Here is a 25,080-nt window from a genome sequence, read left to right as displayed (position 1 = left end):
AAGAGAGGGATACGACATGATCCGAGAAGCAATTATGAAACTGGCAAAAAAAGAAAACCTGACTTATGACGAGGCATATACTGTAATGGATGAAATTATGGGAGGGGAAGCAAGTGATGTGCAAAAAAGTGCTTATCTGACGGCGCTTAGTATGAAAGGTGAAACGATTGATGAAATCACAGCATCTGCAGCAGCTATGCGAGCACATTGCGTCAAGTTACTTCACAATGTAGATGCATTGGAAATCGTTGGAACCGGTGGTGACGGAGCAAATTCATTTAACATTTCAACAACATCTTCAATCGTGGTAGCAGCAGCCGGGATTCCGGTTGCAAAACACGGAAATCGTGCAGCATCAAGTAAATGCGGAGCAGCAGATGTGCTGGAAGCTCTTGGTGTTAAGATAACAATTCCACCAGAGAAAAGTGCAGAGCTTCTGGAAAAAATTAATATTTGTTTTCTATTTGCACAAAATTACCACATTGCAATGAAATATGTTGCACCAATTAGGAAAGAATTGGGAATCCGAACTATTTTCAATATTTTAGGACCACTTGCAAATCCGGCAGGAGCGAATATGCAGGTGATGGGAGTATATGAAGAAGCATTGGTAGAACCTCTTGCAAGAGTGCTTGAAAATCTCGGAGTGAAAAATGCGTTGGTTGTATATGGACAAGATCAGTTGGATGAAATTTCAAGCTGTGCCCCGACAACAGTTTGTGAAGTGAAAAATGGAGAGTTCAAAACATATGTGATTAAACCGGAAGATTTTGGATTCAAAAGTGCAGATAAATCGGAGCTGGCAGGCGGAACCCCGGAAGAAAATGCAGTGATCACGAGAAACATTTTAAATGGGGAAGAGACAGGAGCAAAGAGGAGGGCAGTGTTGATGAATGCAGGGGCTGCACTTTATGTGGCAGGAAAGGTCCAGAGCATTGCAGATGGAATTAAGTTGGCGGCAGAATTGATTGACAGCAAAAAAGCACTTGCAAAACTAGAAGAGTTTAGAAAGTGTTCAAATGAGGAGTAGTCAGGATGATATTGGATGAAATTGCAGCAAAAACAAGGGAGAGAATTGAAAAAAGAAAACAGGAGATTGCACCGGAAACAATAAAAGCTCAGGCAGAGAAAATCGCAGAGAAGGAAAAAAAACAAGGGGGATTTACATTTCCCTTTGAACAGGCATTGAAAAAGAATGGAATTTCATTTATCTGCGAAGTGAAAAAAGCTTCTCCATCCAAAGGCGTGATCGCAGAAGATTTCCCATATCTGGCAATCGCAAAGGAGTATGAAGCGGCAGGAGCTTCGGCACTGTCTGTGTTGACAGAACCATACTATTTTATGGGAAATGATACATATCTGAAAGAAATCGCAAATCAGGTACAGATACCGGTTTTGAGAAAAGATTTTACAGTTGATGAGTATATGATATATGAAGCAAAAGTGCTGGGAGCTTCGGCGGTATTGCTCATTTGTGCAATCCTTTCAGATGAAGAGTTGAAACGATATGCTAAGATTGCACAAGAACTTGGCTTGTCGGCACTTGTTGAGGCACACACGGAAGAGGAAGTGCAGCGGGCACTGAACAGCAAAGCGAGAATTATCGGTGTGAACAACCGGGATTTGAAAACATTTACTGTAGATATCCATACAAGTGAGCGGCTTCGCAGACAAGTTCCGCAAGACATTGTGTATGTATCAGAGAGTGGAATTAAGACACCGGAAGATATCAGACGGCTTCGTGAAAATGGAACGGATGCGGTGTTAATCGGCGAGACATTTATGCGGAGTGAAGATAAGAAAACAGCACTTAGATGGCTGGCAGGTGAAGTTGAATGAAAATAAAATTATGTGGGCTCAAAAGAATAGAAGATATCGAGGCTGTCAATGAGGCAAAACCAGATTATATTGGATTTATTTTTGCTAAAAAGAGCCGCAGATATGTTTCGCCAGAAACGGCAGAACGACTGAAACAACATTTAAATCCCGATATAGAGGCAGTTGGAGTATTTGTAAATACGGATATAGACAAGGTGATCGAACAGGCAAAAAAGCAGGTAATCGATGTAATCCAGCTTCACGGAGAAGAAGATGTTGCATATGTGAAAGATCTGAAAAAAGCGGTTGATGTGCCAATCATAAAAGCAATTTCAATGACAAAACCGGATGCCAGGCAACAGATTAGTATGTGGGAAATATCAGATGTTGATTATTTACTATTAGACAGTGGAAATGGTGGAACAGGAGAGCAGTTTAATTATAAATTATTACAAGAAATTGGAAATTTGAAAAAGCCATATTTTCTTGCAGGAGGCTTACATCCAGATAACCTGGAAAATGCAGTTCAACAGCTGCAGAACAATCAACCTTACGCACTGGATTTGAGCAGTGGTATCGAGACAAATGGAATAAAAGATTTGGATAAGATAAAAAAAGCAGTGGAAGCTGCAAGAAGAATATAGTGACAGTAAACAACGAGGAGGAACTTAAGATGTCGAAAGGAAGATTTGGACAATTTGGCGGTCAGTACATTACTGAAACACTGATGAACGAATTGATTAATTTGGAAAAACAGTATGAATTTTATAAAAATGATCCGCAGTTTAATGCGGAGTTGAATCAGTTGTTAAAGGAGTATGCGAATCGTCCGTCGCTTTTATATTATGCAGATAAAATGACAAAGGATTTAGGCGGAGCAAAGATTTATTTAAAAAGAGAAGATTTAAATCATACAGGCTCTCACAAAATCAATAATGTTTTGGGTCAGGTATTAATGGCAAAAAAAATGGGAAAAACACGTGTGATTGCAGAAACCGGTGCCGGACAGCACGGCGTGGCAACAGCTACGGCAGCAGCCCTTCTTGGATTGGAATGTGAAGTGTTTATGGGAAAGGAAGATACTGACAGACAGGCGTTAAATGTATATCGTATGGAATTACTCGGAGCAAAAGTACATGCAGTTACGAGTGGAACACAGACTTTGAAAGATGCGGTAAATGAGACAATGCGAGAATGGTCTTGTCGTGTGAATGACACACATTATGTACTTGGTTCAGTAATGGGGCCGCATCCATTTCCAACTATCGTGCGTGATTTCCAGAGTGTAATCAGTAAGGAAGCAAGAGAACAGATACTTAACGCAGAAGGAAAACTTCCATCGGCAGTACTTGCATGTGTTGGCGGCGGAAGTAATGCGATGGGAATGTTCTATAATTTTATCGATGATAAAGAGGTAAAGCTTATCGGATGTGAGGCAGCAGGACATGGAATTGATACAGATAAACATGCGGCAACTATCACAAAAGGAACACTTGGTGTATTTCATGGGATGAAATCCTATTTCTGTCAGGATGAATATGGTCAGATCGCACCGGTTTACTCAATTTCAGCAGGTCTGGATTATCCGGGAATCGGACCGGAACATGCATACTTACATGACAGCGGACGTGCCCAATATGTTCCGGTTACCGATGATGAAGCAGTAGAAGCATTTGAATATCTGGCAAAAACAGAAGGGATTATCTGTGCGATCGAGAGTGCACATGCAGTGGCGCACGCAATGAAAATCGCACCACAGATGAGGAAAGATGAAAATATAATCATCTGTCTTTCAGGACGTGGAGACAAGGATGTAGCAGCAATCGCAAGATACAGAGGAGTGGAGATTTATGAGTAATTTAAAACAAGTATTTGAAAATGGAAAAGCATTTATTGCATTTTTGACAGCGGGTGACCCTTATGCAGACAAAACGGTAGATTATATTCTTGCAATGGAAGAGGCAGGGGCGGATCTGGTGGAAATCGGTATTCCGTTTTCAGACCCAACAGCAGAAGGTATTGTGATTCAGGAGGCAAGTATCCGTGCATTGCATGCAGGAATGACAACAGATAAGGCCTTTGGAATTGTAGAGAAAGTAAGAGAAAAAAGTCAGATTCCATTAGTGTTTATGACGTATTTAAATCCAGTATTTCATTATGGATATGAGAAATTCTTTACACGTTGCGAGCAGCTTGGAATTAGCGGAATTATTATACCGGATATGCCATATGAGGAAAAAGGAGAGCTGGATGAGATTGCCAGGAGTCATGGAGTGGATGTGATTTCAATGATCGCGCCGACTTCAAGACAACGAATCCAGATGATTGCAAAAGAAGCAAGAGGATTTATTTATGTAGTATCATCCATGGGAGTGACCGGTGTACGTACAAATATTGAGACAGATATTGATGCCATTGTAGCATCCATACGTGAAGTGACAGATGTTCCGGCGGCGGTAGGTTTTGGAATCAGTACGCCAGAACAAGCAGTGAAAATGGCAGCGGCATCTGATGGTGCTATCGTTGGAAGTGCAATTGTGAAGATTATTGAAAAATATGGTGACAAGGCAGATGAAGCAGTCAGAGAATATGTGAAGAGTATGAAAGATGCATTGAAAACATTGGAATAGGGAAATACATAAAAGGTGCAACAAATGAAAGGTAATATTTGTTGCACCTTAAATTATCCGGCAGAATTAAAAAAGTGTTGTCAGGTCAGTGATGTCTTTAATTCTTGTCTTTGCATCAGGAACATCACCAAATCCATATTCTGCAAAAATGAAGGGAACATCAGCTTCTTTGCATGCATCGGCATCGCCTTGTGTGTCACCGACATAAACAACATCTTTTAGATTGTTACGTTCCATTAAGGTACGGATTGTTTTGCCTTTGGATGTGTTTGTCTGACCAAAACAAAGCGTGTCTGTAACATATTTATCCAGACCGGAAGTAGAAAGCATAACTTCTATATAACCACAGGCACAGTTACTGACAATAAAAAGTTTGTGCTTTTTGGAGAGTTTTTGAAATGTTTCTTTAACTCCGTCAAATACCGGGCAAGGTTCTTCGGCAAGCAGTTGGTTTTCGTATTCAAAACATAAGTCGCCAAGGTGAGTGCGTTCCTCTAAGGGAAGCATAGGGAAAACAATATCGCAGATTTCATCCATTGTCTTTCCGAATATTCTGTTTAACAGTGGAGCATCTACAATCAAGTCTAAATCTGAATTCTCCTGAATCGCTTTTGTCCACGCTTTTGCGACAGCATCAGTTGAGTTCCAAAGCGTTCCGTCTACATCAAAAATAATTCCATCCATTTATAAGAGTCTCCTTTTATTGTGGTAAAATAATCTAAATTTGTGGATTGCAGTTATAAGAGTAAGAGACTGCAATTATTACGCAATATAATATAGCAGAAGGACTAAAAATCTTCAAGTTTTAGAGTACTTTCTGTTAGAACTTCCCCTTTAAAAACAAGCGGATTTAGTGTATACTCATAAAAGCGAAAGAATTGCCTTTTTGAATTTAAAAGGCCATTGAATGGAGAAGATGATATGCGTGAAAAAATTGTTTTGATAGACGGACACAGTATTTTGAACAGAGCATTTTACGGTGTTCCGGATTTGACAAATGCGGAAGGACTGCATACCAATGCGATATATGGATTTTTGAATATTTTGTTTAAAATATTAGATGAAGAACAGCCGGAATATCTTACTGTTACATTTGATGTACATGCGCCGACATTTCGCCATGAGATGTATCCGGAGTATAAGGGTACAAGAAAACCAATGGCAGAAGAACTAAGACAGCAGGTTCCTGTTATTAAAGAAGTACTGCAGGCAATGAATATTGCAACGATCGAGAAAGCAGGTTTAGAGGCAGATGACCTGCTTGGAACAATATCACATTCCTGCGAAGAAAAAGGGATGGATGTGGCGATTATCTCGGGGGATCGGGATACTTTGCAGCTGGCAACAGAACATGTCAAAATCAGGATTCCAAAGACGAAGCAGGGACGTACAGAGATAGAGGATTACTTTGCTTCGGATGTAAAGGAAAAATATGGCGTGACTCCAACTGAATTTATTGATGTAAAGGCATTGATGGGAGATACCGCGGATAATATTCCTGGCGTTCCGGGAATCGGAGAGAAGACTGCAACAAAGATTATTGTAGAATATGGGAATATTGAAAATGCACACGAACATGTGTCAGAGTTAAAACCGCCAAGAGCAAGCAAAAATCTGGATGAATTCTGGGATCAGGCAGTGCTGAGTAAAACACTTGCTACAATTGATATCCATGCAGATGTGCCATTTGATCTGGAGGCTGCCAGACATGGCAACATGTATACAAAGGAAGCACATGATTATTTCCAGAGATTACAGTTTAAAAATCTTCTCGGACGATTTGATGTAGAGGCAGATTCGAACGATGTAGAAGAATATTTTAAAGAAATCACAGAAAAAGCAGAGATTGAACAGGTATTTGCGGAAGCAATGAAAGCAAAGCTTGTGGGAGTCGGAATTTCAGAAGATGCGGGGAATGTTCTGCCATTATTTGCACACGAGTCCGGATACGGAAGAATTTCTCTGGCTTATGATAGAGAAAAAATTTATACAATTCCGGCAGACATGGAAGTGACAATGGATTATCTGTTTGGAAAGCTTACAGAACTTGCAAAGAAGGTAGACACATTTGTATTATGTAATCTGAAAAAATATTTATCATTGATTTCTGTGGAAAAAGAAGAACATTGTTTTGATCCGATTTTGGCAGCATATTTGTTGAATCCTTTGAAAAATGATTATGATTTTGAAGATATTGCCAGAGAACAGTTAAATTTGATAATTGATGAAAAAGCAGATGAAAAAACAAAATCTTGTTATGAAGCGTACACAGCATTTGCATCTGTAGAAATATTAAAGAAAAAGCTCGATGAGACAAAGATGAAAAAATTGTTTGATGAGATCGAGATGCCATTATTATTTACCTTGTATGATATGGAGCATGCAGGGGTGAAAATAGAGGCAGACGCTTTGAAAACTTATGGTGAGCAGCTCGGAAGTAAAATTGTGGAGCTTGAAAAGAATATTTATGACAAAGCAGGAGAGGTATTTAATATTAATTCACCGAAACAGTTGGGTGTGATTTTGTTTGAGAAAATGGGGCTGCCGAACGGAAAAAAAACAAAGACCGGATATTCAACAGCAGCAGATGTATTAGATAAACTGGCACCGGATTATCCAATTGTATCAGAGATCTTAGAATATCGTCAGCTAACAAAACTGAAATCTACTTATGCAGACGGACTTGCAGGTTTTATTCAGACAGACGGAAGAATACATGGAACCTTTAATCAGACGATCACGGCTACCGGACGTATTAGCAGTACAGAACCGAACTTGCAGAATATTCCAATCAGGACAGAACTTGGACGACTGCTTCGAAAGGTGTTTGTTCCGGAAGAAGGATATGTTTTTGTAGATGCGGATTATTCTCAGATTGAATTGCGTATATTGGCACACTGTTCAGGGGATGAACAGTTGATTCAGGCATACCGAGAGGCAAGAGATATTCACAGGATTACGGCATCTCAGGTATTCCATATTCCATTTGATGAAGTGACAGATCTGCAGAGAAGAAATGCAAAGGCTGTAAACTTTGGAATAGTATACGGAATCAGCTCATTTGGGTTAAGTCAGGATTTGAGCATTACAAGAAAAGAAGCAGCACAATATATAGAGAATTATTTTCAAACTTATCCGGGAATCAAAACATTTTTGGATGAATCTGTGGAAAATGCAAAAGAGCATGGATATGCAGTGACATTATATGGAAGAAGACGACCGGTACCGGAGTTGAAATCAAGCAATTTTATGCAGAGGAGTTTTGGAGAACGAGTAGCAATGAATGCACCAATCCAGGGAACTGCTGCCGATATTATGAAAATAGCAATGATTGGAGTGAACAGGGAATTAAAGAAACGTAATATGAAATCCAGATTGATCTTGCAGGTACACGATGAATTGTTGATTGAAGCTTACCAGGATGAAGTAGAAGAAGTGCAGACGATTTTAAAAGACCAGATGGAGCATGCGGCAGAATTAAAAGTGCCGTTGATCGTAGATATGCACAATGGTAATAACTGGTACGAAGCAAAATAACAGAAGATTATTATCATAGATATATGATATGATTACGGAGTATGAAATGAAAGTAATAGGAATTACAGGAGGCGTTGGCTCGGGCAAGAGTCAGGTTCTTGGATATTTGGAAAAAACATATAAGGCAAAAGTTTGTCAGCTTGATGAGGTAGCAAAAGAATTACAAAAAAGCGGGAAGCCTTGCTTTCAAAAAATCGTAGAAACATTCGGAGAACAGGTGGTAGGAGAAGATGGTGAGCTGAACAGACCTGTTTTAAGCAGTATTGTGTTTCAAGATGCGGATAAACTGGAAATGTTAAATGAAATTGTTCATCCCCAGGTGAAGGTGGAAGTGACCCGTCGGATTATAGAGGAAAAGAAAAAAGATACGCCACTGTTTGTGATTGAGTCAGCTCTGTTGCCAGAGTCAGGATATGAAGATATCTGTCAGGAAATGTGGTACATTTATACGAAAGAATCTATTCGAAGAGAAAGATTAAAAGCATCCCGCGGATACAGCGATGAGCGTATTACAAGGATGATTGCATCACAGACTCCAGAAGAACTATTTCGGGAAGTGTGTACACATGTGATCGATAACAGTGGGGATTTTAAAGATACAGAGAAGCAGATAGGAGAAATATTATGAGGATGTGCAGCATTGCCAGCGGAAGCAGTGGCAACTGTATTTATGTAGGAAGCGATGATACACATTTGCTTGTGGATACAGGCATTAGCAAAAAACGTATTGAAGAAGGATTAAAAGAGCTGGATGTGAAAGGAGAGGAATTGGATGGAATTCTTGTGACACACGAACATTCAGATCATATCCAGGGACTGGGGGTATTTAGCCGTAAATATGCGATACCGATTTATGCAACACCGGGAACAATCCGGGGGATTGAAAGATCTTCCAGTCTTGGAAAGATGCCGGAAGGGCTATTGCATCCAATCGAGACAGATAAGATGTTTCAGTTGGGAGATATCGATATTCATCCATTTCAGATTTCGCATGATGCAAATGAACCATGCGGATATCGGATGGAGAATGCAGGAAAAGCAGTTGCAGTTGCGACAGATCTTGGAACATATGATGATTACATCGTAAAAAAACTAAAAAATCTGGATGCAGTTCTGCTGGAAGCAAACCATGATATACATATGCTGGAAGTAGGCGGATATCCTTACTCGTTAAAGAGAAGAATTCTTGGGGATAAAGGTCATTTATCAAATGAATTGTCAGGTCAGTTACTTTGTGATATACTACATGATAATTTGAAACATATCATGCTGGGGCACTTGAGTAAAGAGAATAATTATGCAAGACTTGCTTATGAAACAGTGAAGCTGGAAGTGACGCTGGCGGATAATGCTTACAAAGGAGAAGACCTGGATATGTGGGTCGCAAAGCGTGATTCGGTATCTGATATCATAGAGGTCTAGCCTGAGATATTCAGGCATGCGTACCGGATATGATTTTCGGTGCAGACAGAAATATAATATGGAACAATGTACATCTTGAGACAATTAGGAGGAGAAAATCATGAAGAAATGTATCGTAACTGTAGTGGGAAAAGACACCGTAGGAATTATCGCAAAGGTATGTACATACTTGGCAGACAACCAGATTAATATTCTGGACATTTCTCAGACAATCGTACAGGGATATTTTAACATGATGATGGTTGTTGACGCTGCAAATATAAAAAAAGATTTCGCAGTGATTTGTGATGAACTGGAAGAGCTTGGAACAGAGATCGGTGTAGCAATCCGCTGTCAGAGAGAAGAAATTTTCGAAAAGATGCATAGACTGTAAGAGGTATCATACAGACATACAGAAACAAGATCAAAAAAACGAATATGTGAGGAAATAATGCTATGATTAATATGTATGAAGTATCTGAGACAAATAAGATGATCGAACAGGAGAATCTGGATGTCAGAACAATCACACTTGGAATCAGCCTATTAGATTGTATTGATTCTAACCTGGATGAATTGAACCGTAAGATTTATGAGAAAATCACAACAGTGGCAAAAAATCTGGTTTCAACAGGTCAGGATATTGAAAGAGAATTTGGAATCCCAATTGTCAATAAAAGAATTTCTATTACACCTATTTCTTTAATCGGAGGTGCCGCATGTAAGACACCGGAGGATTATGTGACAATAGCCAAAACACTGGATAAAGCAGCAAAAGAAGTTGGCGTTAACTTTATCGGTGGATATTCAGCACTTGTGTCAAAGGGCATGACAAAAAGCGAGGAAAATCTGATCCGTTCAATTCCACAGGCACTCGCACAGACAGAGAGAATCTGTAGTTCAGTGAATGTGGGTTCAACAAAAACAGGAATTAACATGGATGCAGTACGTCTTTGTGGAGAGATTGTGAAAGCAACAGCAGAAGCAACAGCAGATAATGATTCCCTTGGATGTGCAAAATTAGTTGTATTTTGTAATGCACCGGATGACAACCCATTTATGGCGGGTGCATTCTTAGGAGTAACAGAAGCAGATGCAGTGATCAATGTTGGTGTCAGTGGTCCTGGAGTTGTAAAGAAAGCGTTGGAAAAGGTTCGTGGAAAAGGATTTGAAGAACTTTGTGAGACGATTAAAAAGACTGCATTTAAGGTTACAAGAGTAGGACAGCTTGTTGCAGGAGAAGCTTCAAAGCGTATGGGTATTCCATTTGGTATTATCGATTTGTCTCTCGCACCTACGCCGGCAGTTGGAGATAGTGTGGCTGAGATTTTGGAAGAAATCGGATTGGAAAGAGTAGGAGCACCAGGAACGACAGCAGCACTTGCTATGCTTAATGATCAGGTGAAGAAGGGCGGAGTTATGGCTTCTTCTTATGTTGGAGGACTTAGTGGAGCATTCATTCCTGTCAGTGAAGATCAGGGAATGATCGATGCAGTAAATGCAGGTTCGCTTACATTGGAAAAACTTGAGGCAATGACATGTGTATGTTCTGTTGGACTGGATATGATTGCAATCCCTGGAAAAACAAGTGCAAGTACAATCTCAGGTATGATTGCAGATGAGATGGCAATCGGTATGGTCAATCAGAAAACAACAGCAGTACGTCTGATTCCGGTTATTGGTAAAGATGTAGGAGATGTAGCAGAGTTTGGTGGATTACTTGGTTATGCACCAATCATGCCAATCAACGAATTTGGATGCGAGGCATTTATCAGTCGTAAGGGAAGAATCCCAGCTCCAATTCATAGCTTTAAGAACTAATAAAGAAGTTTATTCTGTGTGAAAAGACATTTGTCAGGCACAGGTTGGAAATCGAACAGGGGAACAAATTAGAGATGAGTAAAATTGCAATAGTAACAGACAGTAATAGTGGAATCACACAGGAAAGGGGGAAGGAGCTGGGAGTTTATGTTATCCCAATGCCATTCTATATTAACGAAGAATTGTTTTTTGAAGACATATCACTTTCACAGGAAGAATTCTATCAGAAATTAGGAGAGGATGCGGAGATATCTACTTCGCAGCCATCTCCCGGAGATGTGATGGATCTGTGGGAAAAATTACTGAAAGAATATGATGAGATTGTACATATCCCGATGTCGAGTGGGCTAAGCAGCACTTGTGAAAATGCAATTTCGTTGTCTATGGAATATGATGGAAAAGTGCAGGTTGTAGACAATAAGCGCATTTCAGTGACACAAGAGCAGTCGGTCAAGGATGCATTGGTATTGCGTGATGCAGGTAAATCAGCAAAAGAAATCAAAGCAATTCTTGAAAAAGAAAAGTATGAGTCAACAATTTATATTACTGTAGATACTTTGAAATATCTAAAAAAGGGTGGAAGAATCACAGCTGCGGCTGCGGCACTTGGAACAGTGTTAAATCTGAAACCGGTACTGACAATCCAGGGTGATAAGTTAGACGCATTTTCAAAAGTGCGAGGATTGAAAGCTGCAAAACGTACAATGCTAAAAGCAATTGAACATGATATCGAAGAGCGCTTTAAAGGAAAAGAAGATCAATTGATTCTTGGTATGGCGTATACAGGAAATGAAGAAGCAGCGCAGGAATGGAAAGAAGAAATTCAGAAAAAATTTCCACAGTATGAACTGACAAGTGCACCATTATCATTGAGTGTGGCATGTCATATCGGACCAGGTTCACTTGCAATAACATGTACAAAGAAAGTAAGCCTGTAAAATTAAAAAAGTATATATACGATAATAAGAAAGCTATTGTTTGAGGAAATTCAAACAATAGCTTTTCTGCTTTGAATTTATGAAAAATTATAATTTTAAAATGCCGTGGTTATACTCGTTTTTAAATGGAGTCCGGAATTTTTCAGTAATTACAGAATTATACAAATTTGAAGCTAAAATATCTTGATTTAGCATACGTTGGCCAGCATCTGAAAGCTTGTCCTGTTTGTAAAGCTTTGTTAATAAAGGAAGCGTTCCGGTTTTAGAGATTGCAGAAATTACTTTTTCACAATCTTTTCTGAAACCAAGCAAATGTGCGTAGTAATGATATCCATCAGTTAAATAAGTTTCCTGCTCTTTCTTTTTAATACCAAGCATAATATGCAATAGTGCACGATTGATTCTTGTCTGTGTTACTTCTTTTGTTTTTAACAATTCGCAGAATTGACGATAATCAAAAAAGTTATTCAGATTTGCATAAATACGATTAGCCAATTCTTCAGAAACATCAGCATACCGAATGAGCTTTTCGGGAGTTTTGTTTAATAGCTTATATTTTAGAAGAAGTGAAAAATCCTGTTCTGAGATTGGATAAAGAACCTGATGGTTTTCTTCTAATAATTTAAAACAAGAGGATGGAACTTGTTTTGCTAATTCACCTGAGATGCCGGAAAACCGTGTGTTTCCACGCTTGTGAAAACCTTCTGATGTAGTGCCAAAGGAATCAGAATACGCAAAAAGTGAACGGATCGCAGAAGCAGAACTGTATGTTGTGCGCAGTGTCCGGTCATGGTAATGAGAATCCTGCCGTTTGATCGTGCAAGGTTTTATGTTGCTGTTTATACGTCGGAGTGCTTTTAAGTATTCTACACCAAGAATATTATTTGGATCGTTTAATAAAAAAGAAGAATCGGCAGTTTTCATAATGGTACCAAGTGCTTCTTGTCTTGCGGCAGGAAAAGAAAGTCCGCTTCGCAGGGCTTCTTGTAAAAGCTGTTTGTATTCTGTCGGTTCTTCGCATAAAATATCAGCAATTGCCTGGAGTCCCTGTAAATCATTGCACTCACTTCCGAAACAAAGATAATCAACGATTCCGAGCTTGTCTAATAATGATACCGCACCGAGGGCAAATAGTTCTGCACTGCCGGTAGAATAGCAGACGGGAAGTTCGAAGACTGCACAAGCTCCGCAGTTCAATGCCATCTCTGCTCTCAAACGTTTGGGCATAATGGCAGGCATGCCTCTTTGTACATAGTCCCCACTCATAACAACGATAGCGGCATCCGCGCCGGTTATTTTTTTTGCCTGTTCAATATGATATTTGTGTCCATTGTGAAAAGGGTTGTATTCCGTGATTAATCCTACGATTTTCATGTTTTTAACATTTTGCTCCTTGTATATGTTGATATAAACTATTATACTATATAAAGATGTCTGATGAAAGAGGGTGGATGCAATGGAAGAATTAAATAGTGAAATATTGCTGGAATTATTAGATGCAAGAGAATTTAAAAAGTTAAAAGAAAAGTTAGAAAACATGCATCCTGTCGATATCGTTGAAGTAATGGAAGAAGTGGGAGAACGTCAGAGAGTTTTGATGTTCCGTTTGCTGGCGAAGGAAGAGGCGGCAGAAGTATTTACAGACATGAACAGTGACATGCGCGAAGATCTGATCAATGCATTGACGGATTCTGAGCTGGAAGAAGTCATGGAAGAGATGTATGTGGATGATACGGTTGATGTCGTAGAAGAGATGCCGGCGAATGTAGTTGATCGTCTTTTGAAGGCGACTGATGAAGAGACACGAAAGAAAATCAATGCACTTTTACAGTATCCCGAAGACAGTGCGGGAAGCATTATGAATATTGAGTATATCAGTCTGCGAAAAGAAATGACCGTAGAAGAGGCTATTTTAAAAATTCGTCAGGTTGGTATTAATAAAGAAACCATTTATACTTGCTATGTGACGGAGAAGAAAAAGCTGATCGGTTCGGTTGATGTAAAAGATCTTTTAACAGTAGGAGAATCCAGACTGATTGAAGAAATTATGGATGAGAATGTATTGTGTGCAAGGACACTGGATGATCAGGAAAAGGTGGCAGCCATGATTGAAAAATATAGTCTGGTAGCGATTCCAATCATCGATCATGAGAATTGTCTGGTTGGAATTGTAACAGTAGATGATGCAATGACGGTGTTGCAGGATGAAGCGACGGAAGATATCAGTATCATGGCCGGTGTTACACCAAATGAAGATTCTTATTTTGGCACATCTGTTTTTCAACATGCGAAGAACAGAGCACTCTGGCTGATGTTGTTGATGTTGTCTGCAACGGTCAGTGGAGAAATACTGGCTCATTATGAGTCGGCGATGGCGGTCATGCCAATTTTGATTACATTTATTCCGATGCTGATGGGAACCAGCGGTAATTGTGGCTCGCAGAGTTCGACGATGGTGATTCGTGGGATAGCTGTCGGGGAGATTGAATTTAAAGAGTTTTTCAAAGTTGTATTTAAGGAAATTCGAATTGCTATATTGGTAGGATTAATGCTGGCAGTTGTAAATGGAATCCGGGTTTATATTATGTATGACCAGGATATAATGCTTGCAATTGCGATTGGAATTACGATGATCGCGATTGTTTGTATGGCAAAGTGTATAGGATGTACATTGCCTTTGTTTGCAAAGAAGATAGGACTTGATCCGGCATTGATGGCAGCACCGTTGATTTCAACGATTATGGATACTTGTACAATTTTGATGTATTTTGCGATTATTACAGCATTTTTTAAATTATAAAAATAAGAGTAAACGGAGTGGTTTGAAAAATAACCGCTTCTTTTTTTATCAGCTTTTAAAATTGAAAAATACAATTGTTTCTAAAAAAGTACAAGATAGATAAAAAAATAACGAAAAAAAGGCATATTGTACTAAAAAATGCACATAGAATCCCCTTGTTTCCCTAAAATCTTTGAGGTATAATGGGAGCAGTGAGAAAAATGAAAGGTGGCTTTAAATCATGGGATTTATTGATGAAATCAAAGCAAGAGCAAAATCTGATATTAAAACAATTGTTCTTCCTGAGACAGAAGATGAAAGAACTTACAAAGCAGCAGAGGCAGTTTTAAAAGAAGGAACAGCAAAACTGATTCTCGTTGGTAGCAAAGAACAGATTGAGAAGGTTGGCGCTGGATACGATCTTACAGGAGCTCAGATTGTAGATCCTGCTACAAACGATAAGACAGAAGCATACATAGCAAAATTAGTCGAATTAAGACAGAAAAAAGGTATGACAGAAGAACAGGCAAGAGAATTGCTGTTAAATAACTATTTATATTATGGCGTAATGATGGTAAAAATGGGAGACGCTGACGGAATGGTATCAGGAGCATGCCACTCAACAGCAGACACACTTCGTCCATGCCTGCAGATCTTAAAGACAAAACCAGGTACAAAACTGGTTTCAGCATTCTTCGTAATGGTAGTTCCAGATTGTGATATGGGAGCAAACGGAACATTTATCTTTGGAGATTCAGGACTTGAACAGAATCCGGATCCAGAGAAACTTGCAAATATTGCATTATCTTCAGCAGAATCGTTCAAGCTGTTAACAGGTGAAGAGCCAGTCGTTGCTATGCTTTCACATTCTACAAAGGGAAGTGCAAAACATGCAGATGTAGACAAAGTTGTAGAGGCAACAAAAATTGCAAAAGAATTGAATCCAAATGTACGTCTGGATGGAGAATTGCAGCTTGATGCAGCAATTGTACCTTCAGTAGGAGAGTCTAAAGCACCGGGAAGCCCGGTTGCAGGACATGCTAATGTTTTGATTTTCCCAGATCTTGATGCAGGAAATATCGGATATAAACTTGTTCAGAGACTTGCTAAAGCAGAAGCTTATGGCCCTCTGACACAGGGAATTGCAGCACCGGTTAACGATTTGTCTCGTGGATGTAGTGCAGAAGATATTGAAGGCGTTATCGCTATTACAGCTGTACAGGCTCAAGCATAAGGAGGATATTATGAACGTATTAGTAATCAACTGTGGAAGTTCATCTTTGAAATTCCAGTTAATCAACTCTGACACAGAGGAAGTTCTTGCAAAAGGACTTTGCGAAAGAATCGGAATCGACGGAAGACTGACATATCAGCCAGCTGGCGGAGAAAAAGAAAAAACAGATCTTGCAATGCCTACACATGAAGAAGCAATCCAGTATGTGATCAATGCATTGACAAACGAGAAAACAGGAGTTGTTAAGAGCCTGGATGAAATCGGTGCAGTAGGACATCGTGTTGTGCATGGTGGAGAAAAATTTGCTTCATCTGCAATTATTACAGAAGAGATGAAAAAAGCAGTAGAAGAGTGTAACGAACTTGCACCACTTCACAACCCTGCAAACCTGATCGGTATCGCAGCATGCGAGAAACTGATGCCAGGAACACCGATGGTAGGAGTATTTGATACAGCTTTCCATCAGACAATGCCACAGAAAGCATATATGTATGGACTTCCATATGAGTACTATGAGAAATACAAAGTAAGACGTTATGGTTTCCACGGAACAAGCCACAGCTTTGTATCTAAGAGAGCAGCTGAGATTCTTGGAGTTCCATATGATCAGACAAAGACAATCGTGTGCCACCTTGGAAACGGATCAAGTGTATCAGCTGTTCTGAATGGTAAATCAGTTGATACATCTATGGGACTTACTCCATTGGAAGGTCTTGTAATGGGAACACGTTCAGGAGACATTGATCCAGCTATCTTAGAGTTCATCGCTAAGAAAGAGAATCTTGATATTGATGGATTGATGGATGTTGTAAATAAAAAATCAGGTGTTTACGGATTATCAGGAAACCTTTCAAGTGATTTCCGTGATCTGTGGGATGCAGCAGATGCAGGAAATGAGAAAGCTAAAGTTGCTCTGGAAGTATTTGCTTATCGTGTTGCAAAATACGTTGGAGCATACGTAGCAGCAATGAACGGTGTAGATAATATCGTATTTACAGCAGGTATCGGAGAGAACGACCACGGCGTTCGTGAATTGGTTCTTGGATATCTTGGATATCTTGGAATTGAGATTGATGAGGAAGCTAACAATACAAGAGGTCAGGAAATTATGATTTCTAAACCAGGTTCAAAAGTTAATGTATTGGTAATTCCTACAAACGAAGAGCTTGCAATCGCTAGAGAAACAGTTGCATTGTTGAAATAATTTCAAAGCCAGTCAGGGACGGAGAAAAGTGGCTTTTTAAAACCACTTTTCCCCGTCCCTGTTGTTGCCATGCATACGACAAAAGGTTTGGTAGATTTTTTTGTTTTGGTGTGATTGATATGGGAGTGGACAGTATCCCAGGATTTTCTCTTTTCGAAAAATCAAAATTTCAAAAAAATAAAAAAATGATTGACAAATACTTTTTACATGATATAATAGTCTTTGTGTGAATAGGAGTAGAACTATGCTGTTAAACCTATCAGACGTGTTATCAGACCGTCATCAAACGATTAATGAGACCGTACAATTGGATATGGAAGAGTTTCAGACAAGAGCAGGAACTTATTCTATTGTTCAAAAAGATCCGGTAATGATTACAGTTTCACATATGAAGAAGCGAGAATATCGGATTCAAGCTAAATCAAAGATTTGTGTTTTGATTCCATGCGATCGTTGTCTGGAAGATGTGGAGCAGGAGATTGTGCTGGATGTGGAGAAGCATGTCGATCTCGCGCAATCCGATGCGGAACTGGAAGAAGGATTCGATGAATCAAATTATATTGACGGATATTATCTTGACGTGGACAAAATGCTCTATAACGAGATACTAATAGGATGGCCGACGAAAGTTCTTTGCAGGGAAGACTGTAAGGGCATTTGTAACGTTTGTGGTCAGAACCTAAATAAGGGTACTTGTGACTGTGAAGACACGAGTCTTGATCCAAGAATGTCAGTTGTCCGTGATCTGTTTAAGAATTTTAAGGAGGTGTAACCTATGTCTATCTGTCCAAAGAATAAATCTTCTAAAGCAAGAAGAGATAAGAGAAGAGCTAACTGGAAAATGAGCGCTCCAAACCTTGTTAAATGCAGCAAGTGTGGAGAACTTATGATGCCTCACAGAGTATGTAAGGCTTGTGGTAGCTACAACAAAAAAGAAATCATTTCAGTTGACTAATTAGAAATGGATAATGACAAGGATTTGAGTAACATCAAGTCCTTGTTTTTTTTTTATTTTTTTGATAGAATTATAAACAGTTATGTAAGGAGGAAAAAATATGTCCGAGACTACAATAGTTGCTCTTGATGCAATGGGTGGAGATAATGCACCGCAGGAGATTGTAAAGGGAGCGGTAAATGCAATAAAACAGCGAAAAGACATAAAAGTTCTGTTGGTTGGAAAAGAAGAGATACTGAAAGATACATTAAAATCGTATGAATATCCAAAAGAACAGTTAGAGATTGTCAATGCTACAGAAGAAATCGAGATGGCAGAGTCACCGGTTCTTGCAATTAGAAGAAAGAAAGATTCATCCATGTCAGTTGCGATGAAACTGGTACATGATAAAAAGGCTGATGCAGTAGTATCAGCAGGTAATTCAGGGGCAGTTCTTGTCGGTGGTCAGATATTGGTAGGCAAGATAAAGGGAGTAGAACGTACACCTTTGGCACCATTGATCCCGACTGCAAAAGGAGTATCATTACTGATTGATTGTGGAGCCAATGTAGATGCAAGACCTTCTCATCTTGTCCAATTTGCTAAGATGGGTTCTATTTATATGGAACATGTTATTGGAAAGAAGAATCCAACAGTAGGTATTGTGAATATCGGTGCAGAAGAAGAAAAAGGGAATGCTTTAGTGAAAGAGACATTTCCACTTTTAAAAGCATGCAAAGATATTAACTTTATCGGTAGTGTGGAGGCGAGGGATATTCCATCCGGAGCAGCAGATGTTATTGTATGTGAAGCTTTTGTTGGAAACGTTATCTTAAAGCTTTATGAAGGTGTTGCAGGTACTTTGTTAAGTGAAGTGAAGAAAGGTATGATGTCAACTTTAAAAAGCAAGATTGGCGGATTGCTTGTAAAACCGGCATTAAAGACAACACTCAAGTCATTTGATGCAACTGCATATGGCGGAGCACCAATGTTAGGACTGAAAGGACTGGTTGTTAAAACACATGGAAGTTCAAAGGCGACAGAAGTCTGCAATTCCATCATTCAGTGTGTGACATTTAAGGAACAGGCAATCAGTGCTAAGATTGAGGAAGCAATTCAATTGGAAAAAGCACAGAAAGAAACAAAAAAAGAAGATTAAAAGAAGTTGAAGAGAGGATTAAGATTATGGAATTTGAAAAAATACGGAAAATCATTGCAGAAGAGATGAATTTAAATGTAGAGGATGTAAAACCGGAAAGCAGATTTGTTGAGGATCTGGCAGCGGATTCTTTGGATGTGATCCAGATTGTGTTGAAATTAGAAGAGGAATTTGATATTGAGATTCCGGATGATGCAGTAGAGCAGATTTCAACAGTGCAGGACGCAGTTGATCAGATTAAAAGCAAAAAGAATGCATAAGTAATCAATACAAAGATATAGAAAAGCCCGTAAGGGGCTTTTCTGCTTTATAAATAATGACCTTGAGGTTACAATAAGGAGAAATCAATGGAAGATAAATTAAAAGAATTAGAGAAACGAATCGGTTATAAATTTCAGGATTTTTCTCTGTTAAAGCATGCTTTGATGCATAGCTCTTATACCAATGAAAAGCATTTGCCAAAATATCAGTGTAATGAAAGGCTGGAATTTTTGGGAGATGCTGTTTTGGAGCTGATATCCAGTGAGTTTTTATTTTTGGAAAATCCAAAGGAACCGGAAGGAAAACTGACAAAAACGAGAGCAAGTATGGTATGTGAGCCATCGCTGGCATTTTGTGCAAGAGATATTGAACTTGGAAGTTATCTCCTGCTTGGAAAAGGAGAAGAAGCGACAGGCGGCAGAACACGCGAATCTGTTACTTCAGATGCAATGGAAGCATTGATTGGAGCTATTTATCTGGACGGTGGTTTTGCTAATGCAAAAGAGTTTATTCACAAATTTATTTTATCTGATTTAGAGAATAAAAAGCTCTTTTTTGATAGCAAGACTATTTTGCAGGAAATCGTACAGGCAGATATCAACAAGCCAATTACGTACCAGTTATTGAAAGAAGAAGGACCGGATCACAATAAGGCATTTTATGTGGAAGTTTTTATCGGCGATGTGGATTATGGAACCGGAAAAGGACGTACAAAAAAAGCAGCGGAGCAGCAGGCCGCATATCAGGCAATTCTAGCGCTGAAAAAGAAATAATGGAACAGGTGATATATGTATTTAAAAAGCATTGAAGTACAAGGGTTTAAGTCATTTGCGAACAAGATAAAATTTGATTTTCACGAAGGAATCACGGGGATTGTAGGACCGAACGGAAGTGGAAAAAGTAATGTCGCAGATGCAGTCAGATGGGTTTTAGGTGAACAGAGAGCAAAACAGCTTCGAGGCGGTTCGATGCAGGATGTAATTTTTTCAGGAACAGAGAATCGCAAACCGCTTAGTTATGCCTCAGTTGCAATTACGCTTAATAACGAAGACCATAAACTTCCGGTTGATTATGAAGAAGTTACAGTAACGAGAAAATTATATCGTTCTGGGGAGAGTGAATATCTAATTAATGGGGCATCGTGCCGATTGAAGGATATTAATGAGATGTTCTATGATACAGGTATCGGTAAAGAAGGATACTCCATTATCGGACAGGGACAGATTGATAAGATATTGAGCGGTAAGCCGGAAGAACGTCGAGAACTGTTTGACGAAGCTGCCGGAATCGTAAAATTTAAACGTCGTAAGAATCTGTCATTAAAAAAACTGGAAGAGGAAAGAATGAATTTGACTCGTGTTAATGATATTCTTTCCGAGCTTGAAAAGCAGATTGGACCATTGGAACGTCAGTCTCAGACTGCGAGAGAGTATTTGAAGAAAAAAGAAGCTCTGAAAACATTGGATATCAATATGTTCCTTCTGGAGACAGAACGGATTAAAGAACAATTGAGCCAGATTGAAGGACAGTTAAAAATTGCAGAGGAAGAACTGGAACAGGCTGAAGGCAATTACGAAAAAATGAAGTCGGAATACGAGTCTGTTGAAGAGCAGGTTGATATCATTGATGCAGCATTGGAAACGTCAAAAACACAATTAAATGAAACGAATTTATTGAAGCAGCAGCTTGAAGGTCAGATCAATGTTCTGAAGGAGCAGATCAATACAGTCCGTATGAATGATGAACACTATGAAAATCGTTTAAATACGATTTTCAAAGAAATTGAGTCCAGACAAGAACAAAAGGAAGCTCTGGAGAGTGAACGTCATAAGATTCGTCAGGAATTACAGCAAGAGTCTGTTCAAAACAACGATGCACAGCAGAAATTGACAGATATTCAGACAAAGATTGCCCGTGCGACAGATGAGATTGAGCAGCATAAACAGGAAATCATGGAGCTTTTGAATAATCGTGCATCTACAAAAGCACAGATTCAGCATTTTACAACAACAAAAAGCCAGATTACAACAAGAAGAGCTTCTTTGAATAAAGTAATTCTTGAGATTGCAAGTCAAGGGGCACAGAAGAATGCAGTACTTTCGGATTATGCAGAACAAAGAAAGAAGGTTCAAGCAGAGATAGCAGGCTATAATCATGCGATGCAAGAGCAGGAAGAGCAGATTTTAGCTTATCAAAATGAAATATCAAAAGTAGAGCGGGAATTACGTACAGAGCAGTCAAATTATCACAGAGAAGTTTCAAGGTTAGAATCATTAAAAAATATGACAGAGCGTTATGACGGATATGGCAACAGCATCAAGCGTGTGATGAACAATCGAGACCATGAGCCGGGATTGCTGGGTGTGGTAGCAGATATCGTCAAAGTAGATAGGGAATATGAAATCGCTGTTGAGACTGCACTTGGTGGAAGTATACAGAATATCGTAACAGATAATGAAGAAACTGCAAAACGGATGATTCAATTTTTAAAGAAAAATAAATTTGGAAGAGCAACATTTCTCCCGTTAACAAGTATGCATGGAGGAAATGGAATCCGAAATGAAGAAGCTTTGAGAGAACCGGGTGTGATTGGCTTGGCAAATACGCTGGTTCATGTTGAGAAAAAATTCCAGATTCTTGCAGATCAGCTACTTGGAAAAACAGTTGTGGTAGATCATATTGACCATGGAATTGCGATTGCGAAAAAATACAGACAGTCGCTTCGACTTGTGACATTGGAAGGAGATTTGATCAATCCAGGCGGTTCTATGACTGGTGGTGCATTCAAAAATTCAAGTAATCTCTTAAGCAGACGCCGTGAGATTGAAGAATTTGAAAAACATGTTGTTGTGATAAAAGACAAGATTCAGGAAATCGAAGAATCGGTGGCTGGAATAAAACAGAAGCGTGCAGCATGTTATGAAAAGATTGATTCTTTGAAGCAGAATGTTCAGGAGGCATCTGTAGTTGAAAATACACTTAAGATGAATATGGAACAGGTGCAGGAAAATCAGAGAGAGCTATTCCAAAGACAACAGCGTTATCAGTCAGAATTAGGTGATATTGAAAAAGAACTGGAAGAAATTCGTGACAACGAGGAGTCTATACAGATGGAATTAGAGACATCTGAAAATCTGGAAAAAGAGTTGAATGAGAAGATTGATATGATGCAGCAGACTTTAGAGGCCGATAAAGTAAAAGAAAGTGAACAGCAGCATCTTTCAGAAAAAGTGCATCTTAATTTTGCAGGCTTGGAGCAAAAAGAAGCATTTGTACAGGAAAATATCAATCGTATTCAGGAAGAGATAAAACAGTTTGAAGAGGAACTGGAAGAGTTGAAACTGAATAAAGGAAATGCAGTTGAAGAAATTCAGGCAAAAGAAGAAGAAATTTCAGATTTGCAGAGAACGATTGAAGAGTCAAAAGATTTATTTGAGGAAATTCAGAAAGAAATTGAAGAAAAAACAAAACAGAGAGAAGAACTGAGCAATAAAAATAAAAGCTTTTTGGAAAAAAGAGAAGCATTGTCAAAACACATGTCAGATCTTGACAAAGAATGTTTCCGTCTGAACAGTCGAAAAGAGTCGTATGAAGAGGCTTCTGATAAGCAGATTAATTATATGTGGGAAGAATATGAGCTGACATATAATCGTGCGCTGGAGCTTCGTGACGAGAATATGACAGATCTGGCTTATATGAAACAGGCAATCCAAGGGTTGAAGAATGAGATTAAAAATCTTGGAAATGTAAATGTCAATGCGATTGAAGAATATAAGAGTGTGTCAGAGCGATATGAATTTTTGAAAACGCAGCATGATGATCTGGTAGAGGCAGAGGCATCTCTTGTAAAAATTATAGAGGAACTTGATGTAGCAATGAGACAACAGTTCCAGGAACAGTTCGCACGTATCAGAACAGAATTTGACAGTGTATTTAAACAGCTTTTTGGAGGTGGAAAAGGTACATTGGAGCTTATGGAAGATGAAGATGTACTTGAAGCCGGAATCCGAATCATTGCTCAGCCACCTGGTAAGAAATTACAGAATATGATGCAGCTATCAGGTGGAGAGAAAGCGTTGACTGCGATTTCCTTATTATTTGCGATCCAGAATTTGAAGCCTTCACCGTTCTGTCTTCTGGATGAGATTGAGGCAGCACTTGACGATAGCAACGTAGACCGATATGCACAATATTTACATAAGCTGACAAAACATACACAGTTTATTGTAATCACGCATCGACGAGGAACCATGGCGGCGGCAGACCGTCTGTATGGTATTACAATGCAGGAGAAAGGTATTTCTACATTGGTTTCTGTTGATTTGGTAGAGGAGCAGTTAGAAAAAGAAAGAAAAGCATAATTGCGGGCAGATAAGCAATTACAAAAGGAGAGAAAAATGGGAGAGAAAAAAGGTTTTTTTAGCAGACTGGTATCAGGTCTGACAAAAACAAGAGATAATATTGTGTCCGGAATGGACAGTATTTTTCATGGTTTTTCTCATATTGATGATGATTTCTATGAGGAATTAGAAGAAACATTGATCATGGGAGACCTCGGTGTGCACACAACAATAGAGATTATAGAAGAGCTCAAAGAGAAGGTAAAAGAACAGCATATCAAAGAACCTATCGAATGTAGAGAATTATTGATCGATAGCATAAAAAAACAGATGGATGTAGGCGAGACAGCTTATGAATTTGAGAACCGCCAGTCTGTAGTATTTGTGATCGGAGTCAATGGAGTAGGTAAAACTACGACGATTGGAAAGCTGGCAGGAAAATTCCATGCACAAGGGAAGAAAGTAATCCTTGGTGCGGCAGATACATTCCGTGCTGCAGCAGGAGAACAGCTTAAGGAATGGGCAAATCGTGCACAGGTAGAGATGATTGGTGGACAGGAAGGGTCTGATCCGGCAGCAGTTGTCTATGATGCAGTAGCAGCGGCAAAAGCAAGAAAAGCAGATATTTTGCTCTGTGATACAGCAGGACGTCTTCATAACAAAAAGAATCTGATGGAAGAATTGAAAAAAATCAATCGTGTGATAGATAGAGAATACCCGGATGCGTATCGTGAGACATTGGTTGTTCTGGATGCTACAACAGGGCAGAATGCATTAGCTCAGGCAAAAGAGTTTAATGAAGTTACAGATATTACAGGTGTTGTATTAACGAAGATGGACGGAACAGCAAAAGGCGGAATAGCAGTTGCAATCCAGTCAGAGCTTGGTATTCCGGTGAAATATATCGGTGTCGGAGAGTCGATTGATGATTTGCAGAAATTTAATGCAGATGAATTTGTAAATGCATTATTTTATACAAATGACAAAAAAGAATATACAGAAGATGAAGAGTAACAACGAATAA

23 protein-coding genes are annotated in these 25,080 nt (G+C 39.1%); 21 read left to right on the top strand and 2 right to left on the bottom strand.

Annotated features, from left to right (window positions below; all coding sequences use genetic code 11):
- Window positions 1-16 precede the first annotated feature (16 nt).
- Genes trpD through trpA form a run of 5 tightly spaced genes read left to right on the top strand, consistent with a single transcriptional unit; the run spans window position 17 to window position 4,448 of the window.
- A complete protein-coding gene (trpD, locus tag H8S40_RS09245) occupies window positions 17-1,030 on the top strand; it encodes an anthranilate phosphoribosyltransferase (protein WP_186865111.1) in 1,014 nt (337 codons plus the stop codon).
- 5 nt (window positions 1,031-1,035) lie between these two features.
- The gene (gene trpC, locus H8S40_RS09240) at window positions 1,036-1,839 is read left to right on the top strand and encodes an indole-3-glycerol phosphate synthase TrpC (RefSeq protein ID WP_186865110.1); all 804 of its coding nucleotides are present in this window, start codon (window positions 1,036-1,038) and stop codon (window positions 1,837-1,839) included.
- Complete coding sequence (locus H8S40_RS09235; RefSeq protein ID WP_186865109.1) at window positions 1,836-2,462, top strand: phosphoribosylanthranilate isomerase; 627 nt, start codon at window positions 1,836-1,838, stop codon at window positions 2,460-2,462. The genes trpC and H8S40_RS09235 overlap by 4 nt, the downstream gene beginning before the upstream one ends.
- A 29-nt stretch (window positions 2,463-2,491) precedes the next feature.
- A complete protein-coding gene (gene trpB / locus H8S40_RS09230; protein WP_186865108.1) occupies window positions 2,492-3,676 on the top strand; it encodes a tryptophan synthase subunit beta in 1,185 nt (394 codons plus the stop codon).
- Complete coding sequence (trpA, locus tag H8S40_RS09225) at window positions 3,669-4,448, top strand: tryptophan synthase subunit alpha (RefSeq protein ID WP_186865107.1); 780 nt, start codon at window positions 3,669-3,671, stop codon at window positions 4,446-4,448. The genes trpB and trpA overlap by 8 nt, the downstream gene beginning before the upstream one ends.
- A gap of 66 nt (window positions 4,449-4,514) precedes the next feature.
- On the opposite strand, the gene H8S40_RS09220 is transcribed toward trpA, so the two are convergent.
- On the bottom strand, window positions 4,515-5,132 hold the full coding sequence (locus tag H8S40_RS09220) for an HAD family hydrolase (protein WP_186865106.1): 618 nt from the start codon (window positions 5,130-5,132) through the stop codon (window positions 4,515-4,517).
- Between the two features lie 237 nt (window positions 5,133-5,369).
- On the opposite strand from H8S40_RS09220, the gene polA reads away from it, so the two are divergent.
- The 6 genes from polA (at window position 5,370) to H8S40_RS09190 (ending at window position 12,145) form a co-directional block, all read left to right on the top strand.
- Window positions 5,370-7,985 (top strand): DNA polymerase I, encoded by a 2,616-nt coding sequence (gene polA, locus H8S40_RS09215; protein WP_186865105.1) that lies wholly within the window; start codon window positions 5,370-5,372, stop codon window positions 7,983-7,985.
- Between the two features lie 46 nt (window positions 7,986-8,031).
- Window positions 8,032-8,613 carry a dephospho-CoA kinase gene (coaE, locus tag H8S40_RS09210; RefSeq protein ID WP_186865104.1) on the top strand — a complete coding sequence of 194 codons (582 nt, stop codon included), beginning with the start codon at window positions 8,032-8,034 and terminating at the stop codon, window positions 8,611-8,613.
- The gene (locus tag H8S40_RS09205; RefSeq protein ID WP_186865103.1) at window positions 8,610-9,407 is read left to right on the top strand and encodes an MBL fold metallo-hydrolase; all 798 of its coding nucleotides are present in this window, start codon (window positions 8,610-8,612) and stop codon (window positions 9,405-9,407) included. The genes coaE and H8S40_RS09205 overlap by 4 nt, the downstream gene beginning before the upstream one ends.
- Before the next feature lie 100 nt (window positions 9,408-9,507).
- Complete coding sequence (locus H8S40_RS09200) at window positions 9,508-9,780, top strand: ACT domain-containing protein (RefSeq protein WP_118687603.1); 273 nt, start codon at window positions 9,508-9,510, stop codon at window positions 9,778-9,780.
- A gap of 62 nt (window positions 9,781-9,842) precedes the next feature.
- Complete coding sequence (locus tag H8S40_RS09195) at window positions 9,843-11,207, top strand: PFL family protein (protein WP_118723843.1); 1,365 nt, start codon at window positions 9,843-9,845, stop codon at window positions 11,205-11,207.
- Window positions 11,208-11,281: 74 nt separating this feature from the next.
- Entirely contained in the window at window positions 11,282-12,145 is an 864-nt protein-coding gene (locus H8S40_RS09190) for a DegV family protein (RefSeq protein ID WP_186865102.1), read from the top strand.
- Between the two features lie 87 nt (window positions 12,146-12,232).
- On the opposite strand, the gene H8S40_RS09185 is transcribed toward H8S40_RS09190, so the two are convergent.
- Window positions 12,233-13,519 (bottom strand): nucleotidyltransferase, encoded by a 1,287-nt coding sequence (locus H8S40_RS09185; protein ID WP_186865101.1) that lies wholly within the window; start codon window positions 13,517-13,519, stop codon window positions 12,233-12,235.
- 82 nt (window positions 13,520-13,601) lie between these two features.
- Between H8S40_RS09185 and mgtE the strand changes: the two genes are divergently transcribed.
- From mgtE to ftsY, 10 genes are all read left to right on the top strand, one after another.
- The gene (gene mgtE / locus H8S40_RS09180; protein ID WP_118723840.1) at window positions 13,602-14,945 is read left to right on the top strand and encodes a magnesium transporter; all 1,344 of its coding nucleotides are present in this window, start codon (window positions 13,602-13,604) and stop codon (window positions 14,943-14,945) included.
- Between the two features lie 220 nt (window positions 14,946-15,165).
- On the top strand, window positions 15,166-16,158 hold the full coding sequence (gene pta / locus H8S40_RS09175) for a phosphate acetyltransferase (protein WP_022075759.1): 993 nt from the start codon (window positions 15,166-15,168) through the stop codon (window positions 16,156-16,158).
- 10 nt (window positions 16,159-16,168) lie between these two features.
- Window positions 16,169-17,362 carry an acetate kinase gene (locus H8S40_RS09170; protein WP_022075758.1) on the top strand — a complete coding sequence of 398 codons (1,194 nt, stop codon included), beginning with the start codon at window positions 16,169-16,171 and terminating at the stop codon, window positions 17,360-17,362.
- A 244-nt stretch (window positions 17,363-17,606) separates the two neighbouring features.
- The gene (locus H8S40_RS09165) at window positions 17,607-18,134 is read left to right on the top strand and encodes a YceD family protein (protein WP_022075757.1); all 528 of its coding nucleotides are present in this window, start codon (window positions 17,607-17,609) and stop codon (window positions 18,132-18,134) included.
- Window positions 18,135-18,137: 3 nt separating this feature from the next.
- Window positions 18,138-18,317 carry a 50S ribosomal protein L32 gene (gene rpmF, locus H8S40_RS09160; protein ID WP_004068723.1) on the top strand — a complete coding sequence of 60 codons (180 nt, stop codon included), beginning with the start codon at window positions 18,138-18,140 and terminating at the stop codon, window positions 18,315-18,317.
- 100 nt (window positions 18,318-18,417) lie between these two features.
- Window positions 18,418-19,455, top strand: a complete 1,038-nt coding sequence (gene plsX / locus H8S40_RS09155) for a phosphate acyltransferase PlsX (RefSeq protein ID WP_186865100.1) — start codon at window positions 18,418-18,420, stop codon at window positions 19,453-19,455.
- A 26-nt stretch (window positions 19,456-19,481) separates the two neighbouring features.
- Window positions 19,482-19,715: an acyl carrier protein gene (acpP, locus tag H8S40_RS09150; RefSeq protein ID WP_117989661.1), complete on the top strand. Its 234-nt coding sequence runs from the start codon at window positions 19,482-19,484 to the stop codon at window positions 19,713-19,715.
- Window positions 19,716-19,802: 87 nt separating this feature from the next.
- Complete coding sequence (rnc, locus tag H8S40_RS09145; RefSeq protein ID WP_118737132.1) at window positions 19,803-20,489, top strand: ribonuclease III; 687 nt, start codon at window positions 19,803-19,805, stop codon at window positions 20,487-20,489.
- 15 nt (window positions 20,490-20,504) lie between these two features.
- Window positions 20,505-24,077, top strand: a complete 3,573-nt coding sequence (gene smc / locus H8S40_RS09140) for a chromosome segregation protein SMC (protein ID WP_186865099.1) — start codon at window positions 20,505-20,507, stop codon at window positions 24,075-24,077.
- Between the two features lie 36 nt (window positions 24,078-24,113).
- Window positions 24,114-25,070, top strand: coding sequence for a signal recognition particle-docking protein FtsY (ftsY, locus tag H8S40_RS09135; RefSeq protein WP_186865098.1), 957 nt, complete (start codon window positions 24,114-24,116; stop codon window positions 25,068-25,070).
- Window positions 25,071-25,080: the final 10 nt, after the last annotated feature.

It is taken from the genome of Ruminococcus hominis (assembly GCF_014287355.1).
Taxonomy (GTDB): Bacteria; Bacillota; Clostridia; order Lachnospirales; family Lachnospiraceae; genus Schaedlerella; species Schaedlerella hominis.
Note: the sequence above shows the minus strand (reverse complement) of the source record. Positions and strands in the feature narration are given on the sequence as shown.